Origin of the sequence: Paractinoplanes rhizophilus, assembly GCF_042664765.1 — a bacterium.
Lineage (GTDB): Bacteria > Actinomycetota > Actinomycetes > Mycobacteriales > Micromonosporaceae > Actinoplanes > Actinoplanes rhizophilus.
This window is the reverse complement of the sequence record NZ_JBHTBJ010000015.1, coordinates 162,301-169,526: the sequence shown is the minus strand read 5'-3', so window position 1 is coordinate 169,526 and position 7,226 is coordinate 162,301. Positions and strand designations below refer to the sequence as shown.

Below are 7,226 nucleotides of genomic sequence, written 5' to 3'. Positions count from 1 at the left end.
ATCGCCCAACGCCTACTCGCCATGACCGCCGCGATCTGGCACAACCACAAAACCGGCCAACCGGTCACCCGCAGCCTGATCGCCTACGACCACTGACCCAGCTCAACCCAGTCATCACTCGTCTAGGGGAGCGACCAGCTCTGGCCGGAGTCGCCCGTGCACGACGCCACGCGCGCTGTCGCGCCCGCCCGGCCCGGGTCGGTCAGACACTGGCCCGTCGACGGGTTGACCAGGGAGCTCGCCGGCCCGGCCCGCCACTGGGCCGAAGCCGCGTCGCCGCACTGCTCGATGTGGACGGTGCCTTCGCCCGAGGCCTGGGCGCAACGCCCCGACACCCGCAGCGTGCCGTCGGCGGCCAGCGTGAACTTCTGGACCGGCAGGTCGGCGCAGCCCGTCACCTGCACCGGGCTCCCGTCCAGGCCGAGCAGGCCGCCCATGGCCAGGCACCGGCCGCTCGCGGCGCGTACCGAACCGGTGCGATCCGAGGCGGGCGGCGGCGCCAGCGTCGCGGTCGCTCCGGCCGAGGGTGACTTGGCCGAGGCGCTTACCGCGCCCGAGGCCGAGGCCGACGGCGACGGACTCGAGGAACTGGGCGACGGCGACGGCCGGTGCGAGGCCGAGGCACGGGCCGGCGCGTCGGCGGGGTCGGCCGGCAGCGTGGCCTTGAAGTGCGGCAGAGCGGCGCCGGGCTGCGTCTCGTCGTCGGGCGGCGACAGGATCAGCCAGCCCGCCACCGCGAGCGCCACGGCCACGCCGCCGGCCAGCGCCAGCAGGCGCAGGACAAGTCCGCGCCCACGCCGCGAGCGACGCGACGCCGGTGCGGGTTCGGCCGAAGTCTCGTCGACGATCACCGGCACCACCACGGTCGGCGCGTCGCCGGGATCGCGGGCCGGCTGGTCAGGGAGGGGACCGATGTAGGGCCGGACCAGGACCGGGTCGGGCCGTTCAGCGGCGTCGTCGTACGGGTCGGTCATGTGCGCCTGGGCTTCGAGGGGACGGGGCTGGTAGGTGACCATACGCGGGACGCCCGCGATCGGATCAAACCGGTGGAAGGCTGATCGTCGCGCCGCTCACGATGCCCCGGCAGACTCTCGAGCTGCGGTCATCGATCCGCGGCGCGGCGCTCGCGCAGCGCCCGGAGCTTGTGCCGGTTGCCGCAGCGCTCCATCGAGCACCAGCGCCGGGCCCCCGGGCGCGAAGAATCGACGAACACCATCGGGCAGTTGTCGCTCGCGCACTCCCGAATGCGCCCCGCCAGTGGCCCGGTCAGCAACTCGATCATCTCGCGGGCGAGCGTCGACATCGCCTGCGTCACCCCCACCGGCGCCGCCCACCGCGCGAAGACCAGGTCGCCGGCACCGAGGGTGGCCGCCCGGTCGGGGTCGTCTGTGGCGCCGGCGAAGGCGAGCTCGGGGATCAACGGCGCGGCGGCCGCGGCATGGTTGATGGTGGCGATCGCGGCGGCCGGCAGGGGGCGCCCGGCCGCCTGGGCGTGGGCCGCCTCCCAGATCGCCTGGCGGAGGGCCTTGGCCGCGGTGAGGTCGTCGGCCGTCACCGGGGCCGTCATCGCGGCCGACAATGGCGGCTCGGCCAGCCACGACGCGAGGGCGCTCGGCTCGCGGAGAGTCTCGAACCTCGCATATTGGCCCTCGCCGCCGGTGTGGGCGAAGTCGAGACAGACCGCGCCCGCGTCGAACCAGAACGACCCTCCCTTGGGGTCGACCAGAAGCCTTCCGGTTGCGCTCGCTCGCATGACACCACTATAACTGGTGTCACAGAAACCTCTATAACCGGTGTCATGCTGATCGGAGGCAATGCCATGCCCGTGCGACACATCAACCCCGAGGGACTCCACCGCAGCCCGGCGTTCAGTCAGGCCGTGGTGGTCGAGCAGCCGGCCAAGACCATCTACATCGGCGGGCAGAACGGCGTCGGGCCCGACGGCAAGCTCGTGGGCCCGACGCTCGGCGAGCAGGCCGCCCAGGCCTTCCGCAACATCGAGACGATTGTGCGCAGTGAGGGCGGCACGCTGGCGAACGTGGTGCATTGGCGCATCGCGACGCCCGACGGCCAGAGCTTCGACGAGGGGGTGGCCGCCTTCCAGAAGGTGTGGAACCCCGCCGACCCGCCGCCGGCGATCACCGTCCACGTCGTCGCGGGGCTGGCCCCGGGCTTCCTGGTCGAGATCGACGCCGTCGCCGTCGTGTCCTAACCGACCAGGCGGCGGCTGGCGGCGATCTCGCGAACCGCCTCGACCGCGCGGTCGACGTCGTCGGTGGTGTTGTAGAGGGCGAAGCTCAACCGGCAACTCGCCGGCGGGTCCAGGCCGAGCGCGTGGTGGGCCAGGGTGGCGCAATGGCAGCCGGCGCGGGCCTCGACGCCCCGGCGGTCCAGCGCCTCCGCCACGGCGAACGGGCTGACGCCCCCGAGGTTGAACGACACGAGCGGGGTGCGGTGCTCCGGGCCGTACATCTGAAGGCCGTTGATCTCGGCGAGGCCGGCCATGCAGCGGGCCGTCAGGTTCGCGGTGTGCCGGCCCACGCGGGCCATGACCTCCTCGATCGCTACGCGCGGCAGCGGGCCCGTGCCGCCGAAGAACGCGGTCGGCAAGACGAGGTCGAGCAGCAGGCGCAGGGCCTGCGCCGAGGCGATCGTGCCGAGGATGTTGGGGGTGCCGGCCGTGTACTTCCAGGGCAGGTCGTTCCAGGCGACCGTCTCGGGGGTGACGCGGCCCTCGGCGATCATGTCGCCGCCGTAGAGGAATGGGAGGGCGTGGTCGAGGAGGTGTTGCTTGGCGTAGAGGACCCCTACGCCGAAGGGCGCCAGCATCTTGTGGAACGAGAACGCCAGGTAGTCGACGTCGAGGGCCCGGACGTCGATCGCGCTGGTGGGTGCGAGCTGGGCGGCGTCGACCAGCAGCAGTGCGCGGGTTTCGCCGGTGGGCTGGGCGTAGCCCGACGCATCGGCTATCTCCCTCAACTTCGACAAGTCGGGCTTGGTGCCGGAGAAGTTGGACGCGCCGGTGCAGCAGACCAGCTTGGTGCGTCCGTCCACGAGGGACGCCAGGTGGTCGAGGTCGAGCTGGCCGTCGGCGTCGAAGCGGGCCAGGCGGCACTCCACCCGGCGGCCGAGGCGCGGCAGGATCTCGCGGCAGAGAGCGTGCCAGGGCACGTAGTTGGAGTTGTGCTCGAGCATGGTGGTGACCACGTTGTCGCCGTCGCGGAACTCGGTGAGCAGCGAGTACATCACCGCGTTGATCGCCTCGGTGGTGTTGCGGTAGGTCGCCACGCAACCGCGGCCGGGCGCGTTGAGCCAGGCCGCGATCGTGTCGAAGGACGCCTCGAACATCGCGGTGGTGCGGCGGGAGGCGGTGGACTGACCCCGGTGCACGTTCTCGTACCACGGGGTCAGGTCGCGCAGCAGGCCGATGAGCTCGCGCGGCGGCTGCGTGCTCGCCGCGTTGTTGGTGACCACCCGTCCGGCCGCGGGGAAGTCGAAATGCGCGCGGATCCGGGTGGCGTCGAGGGCGTTCATCGCTTCTTCCAGGCGCCGATCATGAGGGGCCACAGCATCGGCCGGTCCGGGTTGCGGGTCGCGTCCGCCTCCAGGTCCGCCATCGCCGACTCCATCTCGCGGGCGGTCGCGACGCCGTGCCCGAGCGCGGCCGGCACCAGACTGCGCAGCACGCTGTCGACCATCCGGCGGCCCGCGCCGAACGCCTCGACCCGGCCGGACACGTCGGTGCCGTCCGGCGTGCCCACGCCGGCCTGGGCGAACAGCGTCGGCAGCGCGGTGCCGGCCCGGATGTCGCAGCCGGCCGCCCCGAACGTGCCGAAGATCAGCCGGCCCGCCTCGTCGAGGGCCGGCGACGGCGGCAGCGTGGCGACCGTGCTCAGGTCGTAGTCCTGCACCAGCAGGTGGCCGCCGGGCGCGACCGCGTTCCACAGCCGGCGCAGCACCGCGACCCGCTCCGGCAGGTGGAACAGCAGCAGGCGGGCGAAGACGAGGTCGTACGGGCCGCCGGGCACCGACTCGTACGCGGTCAGGTCGTGCGCGATGGCCCGGCACTGGCGGTGGCCGGACTCGTGCAGCATGTGCTGCGCGTCGGCGGCCAGCGCGGCGTCCACGTCGATCCCGATGACCCGGCCGGCCGGGCCCACCCGCAGGGCCATCAGGCGCATCGTCTCGCCCGGACCGCACCCGGCGTCCAGGCAGCGGGCGCCCGCGGCGAGCCCGATCCGGTCCAGCAGGCGGCCGGTCGCGGCCTCCCACACGCGGGCCTGCGTCCGCAGCCGCCGGTATTCGTCCGGAGTGCGGCGGAGCGAGTATTCGTCCGAGGTGCGGCGGAACGAGTATGAGTATGAGGTAGAGGTAGAGGTAGAGGCGGAGGTATCCATGCCTCGATGCTGGCCGGGATGCGACGAAGCTGAATCGTGGATCCGACCACGAGGTTTCGTGGTCGGCGCCGCGGGCCTACCGTCAGGGCATGCCTCGCGTGCTGCTCCAGCGGGACGCCGAGATGGCCGCCCTCGACTCGCGGCTCGGTGCCGTGCGCGCCGGCACCGGGCGGCTGATCCTCGTCGAGGGCCCGGCCGGCATCGGCAAGTCGAGCCTGCTCGCGGCGGCCGCGCAGGCGGCGGCCGCGGCCGGGGTGTGTGTGCTGCGGGCGTCGGGCGGCCCGCTCGAGCACGACGCCGGCTGGGGCATCGCCCGGCAGCTGTTCGCGCCGCTGCGCCGGGGCCCTGAGTGGGACGGGCTGGCCGTGGGCGCGGCCGCGCTGGCCCGGCGGGCGCTGGACGCCGACGGGGTCGAGCCCGCGCTGGACGGCGAGGCGATGCACGCGGCGGCCCACGGCCTGGTGTGGCTGGCCTGCGGGCTGGCCGAGCGCGGGCCGGCGCTGCTGGTCGTCGACGACGTGCACTGGGCCGACGCGCCGTCGCTGCGCTGGCTCCTCCAGCTCGTGCGCCAGATCGCCGACCTGCGCCTCGGCATCCTCTGCGCGGTGCGCACCGGCGAGCCGCCCGGGTCGCCGGGCCTGCTGGCCGACCTGCTGGCGGCGGCGGCCGAGCCGCCGGTGCGGCCCACGCCGCTCGGGCCGGCCGCGGTGGAGGCGGTGGTCGAGTCGCGGCTGCCGGGCGCCGCGCCGGGTTTCGCCGAGGCCTGCCACGCGGCCACGGCCGGCAACCCGTTCCTGCTGGGTGCGCTCATCGACCATTTGCATTCCGAGCGGGTCCCGCCCACACCCGAGACCGCGGCCCGGCTCAGCTCGTTCGGCCCCGAGCAGGTCGGCCGGGCCATCGAACGGCAGCTGTCCCGGCTGCCGTCCGGGGCGGAAACGCTGGCCCGCGCCTTCGCGGTGCTCGGCCGGGGCGCGCCGCTGCGGCAAGCGGCCGAGCTCGCCGGGCTCGACACCGACGAGGCCGCCCGGCTGGCCGACCGGCTGCGCTCGGCCGGGCTGCTCAACTACCGCGAGCTGACCCACCCGCTGGTGGCGGCCGCGCTCTATCAGGGCCTGCCGCCGGGCGAGCGCGCGCTCTGGCACGGCCGGGCCGCCGCGATCCTGAGCCGCGAGCGCGCCGACCCCGAGGCAGTAGCGCTGCACCTGCTGCGCAGCGAGCCGGCCCGCGACGTCGAGACCGTGCGGATGCTGCGCGCCGCGGCCGACAGCGCCGGCCGCCGCGGCGCGCCGGAGAGCGCGGCCGCCTTCCTGCGGCGGGCGCTGGCCGAGCCGCCGCCCGACCCCGCCGACGAGGCGGAGGTGCGGTGCCGGCTCGGGCTGGTGGTCGCGGCGCAGGTCGGACCGGAAGCGCTCGGGTTGCTCGACTCGGCGGTCGAGATGGCGGTCGACCCGGAGCAGCGGTCGCGCATCGCGCTCTCCTGCGCGCGGGCGCTCGGCCTGGCCGGCTATTTCGTGGACGCGATGCGGGTGTGCCGGCGGGGCCTCGCCTGCGCCGCCTCGTCCGACCCCGAGCTCGTGAGCCGGCTCCAGGCCGAGTTGGCGGGCCTCGCCTGCATGCGGGCCGACGGGGTGGCCGAGGCGCAGGGCCTGATACGGCACGCCTCCGATCTCGCGCTCTGGCGGGTCTGCGCCGCCTGGGCGGCGCTCTGCGACAACCGGCCCGCCGCCGAGGTGCTGCCGCTGCTGGCCACCGAGTTCCCCGCCGAGGACGCCGACTCGATCCTGCCCACGTTCGCCAAGTTCACCCTCATCCTCTACGGCGAGATCGAGGCGGCCCGGGAGAGGTGTACGGCGCTCATCGACCTCGCCCGCCCGCGCGGCTGGCGGATAGCGCTCGCCCACGGCAGCTTCGTGCGGGCGATGGCCCACTTGGCGGCCGGCCGGATCCGCGACGCCGAGGCCGACGCCCGGCTCGCCTACGACTTCAAGCGGCTCAACAGCCCCGCGGCCGCCCTGCTCTGGTCGATCTTCCCGCTGGCCGAGGCGCTGACCGAGCTGGACGAGCTGAACGACGCATCGGCGGTGCTGGAGTCCGCCGGCGTCCTGCCGGACGGCACGATCATGACCGGGCTGACGCTCGAACGCCGGGCCCGGCTGCGGCTGGCCCAGCACCGCCCGGCCGACGCGCACGCCGACCTGACGGCCGCGGCCGAGACGTGGAAGCAGCTGAACGTGCAGCACCCCGGCCTGGCCGCGTGGCGGGTCGACGACTGCCGGGCGCTGGTCGCCCTCGGCGACACCGAGGCCGCCCGGTTGCTGGCTTCCGAGCACCTCGCGCTGGCCTCGGAGCTGGGTTTGCCGGCGCCGCGCGCCGGCGGCCTGCGGGCGCTGGCGGCGACCCTCGACCACGAGCTGGCGATCGGCCCGCTGCAGGAGGCGGCGGCGCTGCTCGCCGACTCACCCTTCCGTCTCGAGTACGTCCGCACCCTGGTCGACCTCGGCGCGGCGCTGCGCCGAGCCAACCACCGGGCGGCCGCCCGCGCGCCGCTCGGACGGGCGATGGTGCTGGCGGAGCGGTGCGGCATGCGGCTGCTGGCCCGCCGATGCCAGGACGAGCTGCGGGCGCTGGGCGCCCGGCCGCGCGGGACGGCGGTGGCGCTGACCCCGGCCGAGCACCGGGTGGCGACGATGGCCGCGAGCGGGCTGAGCAATCGGGAGATCGCCCAGCAGCTCTACGTCACGCGGCGCACCGTCGAGACCCACCTCACACACGTCTTCCAGAAGCTGGGCTGCGAAGCACGCGCCCAGCTGGCCGCCCATCTGTGAC

6 protein-coding genes and 1 pseudogene are annotated in these 7,226 nt (G+C 74.6%); 3 read left to right on the top strand and 4 right to left on the bottom strand.

What is annotated here, in order from left to right; all coding sequences use genetic code 11:
- Positions 1-96 (top strand): annotated as a pseudogene (locus tag ACFQS1_RS40665) (IS982 family transposase); the annotation flags it as partial.
- A gap of 26 nt (positions 97-122) precedes the next feature.
- Here the strand turns inward: ACFQS1_RS40665 and ACFQS1_RS21705 are convergent.
- Together ACFQS1_RS21705 and ACFQS1_RS21700 are read right to left on the bottom strand one after the other, a co-directional pair.
- Positions 123-1,016: a ricin-type beta-trefoil lectin domain protein gene (locus ACFQS1_RS21705; RefSeq protein ID WP_378971146.1), complete on the bottom strand. Its 894-nt coding sequence runs from the start codon at positions 1,014-1,016 to the stop codon at positions 123-125.
- A gap of 86 nt (positions 1,017-1,102) precedes the next feature.
- The gene (locus ACFQS1_RS21700; RefSeq protein ID WP_378971144.1) at positions 1,103-1,753 is read right to left on the bottom strand and encodes a CGNR zinc finger domain-containing protein; all 651 of its coding nucleotides are present in this window, start codon (positions 1,751-1,753) and stop codon (positions 1,103-1,105) included.
- Between the two features lie 66 nt (positions 1,754-1,819).
- Between ACFQS1_RS21700 and ACFQS1_RS21695 the strand changes: the two genes are divergently transcribed.
- Positions 1,820-2,212, top strand: a complete 393-nt coding sequence (locus tag ACFQS1_RS21695; protein ID WP_378971142.1) for a RidA family protein — start codon at positions 1,820-1,822, stop codon at positions 2,210-2,212.
- On the opposite strand, the gene ACFQS1_RS21690 is transcribed toward ACFQS1_RS21695, so the two are convergent.
- Positions 2,209-3,534, bottom strand: coding sequence for an aminotransferase class V-fold PLP-dependent enzyme (locus tag ACFQS1_RS21690; protein WP_378971140.1), 1,326 nt, complete (start codon positions 3,532-3,534; stop codon positions 2,209-2,211). The two genes, ACFQS1_RS21695 and ACFQS1_RS21690, sit on opposite strands and share 4 nt — an antisense overlap.
- A complete protein-coding gene (locus tag ACFQS1_RS21685) occupies positions 3,531-4,274 on the bottom strand; it encodes a class I SAM-dependent methyltransferase (protein WP_378971138.1) in 744 nt (247 codons plus the stop codon). The genes ACFQS1_RS21690 and ACFQS1_RS21685 overlap by 4 nt, the downstream gene beginning before the upstream one ends.
- A 212-nt stretch (positions 4,275-4,486) precedes the next feature.
- Here ACFQS1_RS21685 and ACFQS1_RS21680 point away from each other — a divergent pair, with 212 nt between their 5' ends.
- Positions 4,487-7,225, top strand: coding sequence for an ATP-binding protein (locus tag ACFQS1_RS21680; protein ID WP_378971135.1), 2,739 nt, complete (start codon positions 4,487-4,489; stop codon positions 7,223-7,225).
- Position 7,226 lies beyond the last annotated feature (1 nt).